General features: G+C 61.4%; 1 protein-coding gene. It reads left to right on the top strand.

Going from position 1 to position 1,162, the window contains the following annotated elements; translation table 11 throughout:
- Window positions 1–449: 449 nt before the first annotated feature.
- Window positions 450–1,162, top strand: a 713-nt coding sequence (locus tag AB0I77_RS53775) for a reverse transcriptase/maturase family protein (RefSeq protein WP_363290366.1), incomplete at its 3' end; no start/stop codon positions are given.

Raw genomic sequence — 1,162 nt, 5'->3', positions numbered from 1 at the left:
GAGCTGAAAGGTGATGGGGACCGTAGCATGTCAGGAAATCGGTGGCCGGGTCCAGGTGTCAGGGACGGTGCACCGAGAGACCCGCGCGATACGGCGAAAGCTGGATTGCCTGAACCCCAATCTCCAGTCGATTAAAAGACGGATCCGTCGGCACGACGCCTGGCGCCGACGCCGTCCCCTGCATCTGCTATTTCACACGGCTGATGCAACTCCGGGAGACGGGGCGATTCCCAGCGAGGGAATTCAAGGAGATGAGTGGGGCGCCTAAGTCGCGCTAGATACGTACATCAGGACGAACCATGGGATCACCTAAAGGGCGCGAGCCCCATGGTGACGGAGTGTCCGTAGTAGTCGCAGGAGTAACGACCTGCCATGGAGTCCGGGAGAGCCGGAAGCAGGGCGAAGGGACACAGGCGACATGGGATCTACAAGGCCGGAAGGTATGCGTAATGCAGAGCGCCGAAGCGGTACTTGAGATCCTCCGTGAACGCGGCAGGCGGAACCTGCCGTGCAACGAGCTCTATCGACAGATGTTCAACCCGCAGCTGTATCTCCTGGCCCACGGCCGCATCTACTCCAACAAGGGGGCGATGACACCCGGGGCCTCGGGGGAAACCGCGGACGGCATGTCACTGGAAAAAATCGGAAGCATCATCGATGCGTTACGCCACGAACGGTTCCGATTCAAACCGGTCAAGCGGGTCCTCATCCCGAAAAAGAACGGGAAGACCAGACCGCTCGGGCTGCCGCCATGGACGGACAAGCTGGTGGGCGAGGTGATGCGCCTCCTCCTGGAGGCATACTTCGAGCCCCGGTTCTCCGACCACTCACACGGTTTCCGTCCCCGACGGGGCTGCCACACCGCACTGAGCGAGGTGGCACGCGCCTGGACCGGGACAACATGGTTCATCGAGGGAGACATCGCCAAGTGCTTCGACTCGCTCGACCATCGAGTGATGCTCGAAACCCTGGGCGACAAAATCCACGACAGCCGGTTCCTGCGGCTCGTGCGCAACATGCTCCAAGCCGGATACCTGGAAGACTGGACCTGGAACGCGACGCTCAGCGGCGCGCCGCAAGGCGGGGTTTTGTCCCCGGTCCTGTCCAACATCTACCTGCACAAGCTGGACGTCTTCGTCGAGACAATGCTCATGCCGGAATA

Source organism: Streptomyces sp. NPDC050619 (assembly GCF_040654815.1).
Taxonomy (GTDB): Bacteria; Actinomycetota; Actinomycetes; order Streptomycetales; family Streptomycetaceae; genus Streptomyces.
Note: the sequence above shows the minus strand (reverse complement) of the source record. Positions and strands in the feature narration are given on the sequence as shown.